Consider the following 1253-nt stretch of genomic DNA (forward strand, 5'->3'; position numbering starts at 1 on the left):
CATCGGGGCGGATTCCGCCATCATGGGGGTTTCTTCCGTCATGGGGGTTTCTTCCGCCATCATGGGGGTTTCTTCCGTCATGGGGGCGGATTCCGCCATCATGGGGGTTTCTTCCGTCATGGGGGCGGATTCTTCCACAGGAGAGACCGTCTCGGTCGCAGCCGTTTGAGCTTTTTCTAAGGCTTCTGCACGCACCCCTTGGGAGAGGATATGCAAGACCCCACCCAGGGCGAAAATGCTTAAGGTTGCGATTAAAACAGCGATCGAGTCAGATGGGATTTTGGCAGTTGTGTCCGAAGACATTTCGTTGAAAGACATAGTTCGGATCCTCTTTTCGTTGCTTTGAGCCAGCTTCTTGCCGATCGATAGGTTCGGAAAATTAAGTATAGGTTTTCCGCGTCGCATTCATCAACAAGTTTTATGTTTGAGGGTGAACCCTACCACAATCGAACAAGGCGAAAAGTCTACCAAGAACAGTTACTCTCGGAAAAATCCTCTTAGCGCGATCGCGCAAACCCTATGCTAACGGCGGCAAAATGCCCCACAAAGCCCCTGGCTGAGGGATGGTGCAGACTCTGCGATCGCGCTTTGGTTAGTCCTTATTCTACCCAAAAACTGACCTCGAGAATTCCACTGGGTGGTGAAGAGCAGGGGGAATTCTCCCTGGGATTGGGGCATTTCTCCCACTGAGTTGGGATTGACAGGGGCGCTCAACGTTGCTACTCAGTATGGCCGATGTAGCCTTCCACCCACCGATTCAGACGGTGGTGGGAGGCGTCGCCCCATCTTCTCTTACCCTCACCGGATGGATGAAGTGCCGGGAAAAACTGGAATGGGTTTGCCAACTTTGGTTCGATTTGTCGCTTGTTTCTAAATGGATAATTTCTGCCCCTTTGGCGATCGCGGCGGGCGACCCACGGGGATCGCGCTTCGTCCTCCCGCTTACATCGGTGGTGCTGCTGCATTCGCGACCCCAGCAACGGCGCGATCGACTGCTGATTTCCCCAGGAAGCACAGCACTCCCATCGCCGCGATCGCTTGCACGGTTTTGCAGTGGGAGGGGTTTAGGGCAATTTCTTTGCCACTCATGGGCGGCATTTCTCGATTTCCCCTTCGTCAATCAACCCCATTAGACAGGGTTTTTTCGTTCTCTCGCCTTCCATTGTCCCGCTCGAGTTGTGACGTACTCCCGACGCCGACCGCTTAGGCGGTACGGCGCGGGCTTCTGCGCCCAGACCTTTGAGATCTGGGTT

2 protein-coding genes are annotated in these 1253 nt (G+C 54.4%); both read right to left on the reverse strand.

Annotation, left to right across the window (positions count from 1 at the left end):
- Positions 1–318, reverse strand: a 318-nt coding sequence (locus tag AC0QH1_RS13795; protein WP_324631739.1) for a hypothetical protein, incomplete at its 3' end; no start/stop codon positions are given.
- Positions 319–942: 624 nt separating this feature from the next.
- Entirely contained in the window at positions 943–1089 is a 147-nt protein-coding gene (locus AC0QH1_RS13800; RefSeq protein WP_324631740.1) for a hypothetical protein, read from the reverse strand.
- Between the last annotated feature and the right edge of the window lie 164 nt (positions 1090–1253).

The sequence above is a fragment of the Phormidium sp. CCY1219 genome (assembly GCF_055795085.1).

Coding starts and splice junctions, on each gene's coding strand:
- AC0QH1_RS13800 (WP_324631740.1), bottom strand. CDS start 1,089: ATGAGTGGCAAAGAAATTGCCCTAAACCCCTCCCACTGCAAAACCGTG.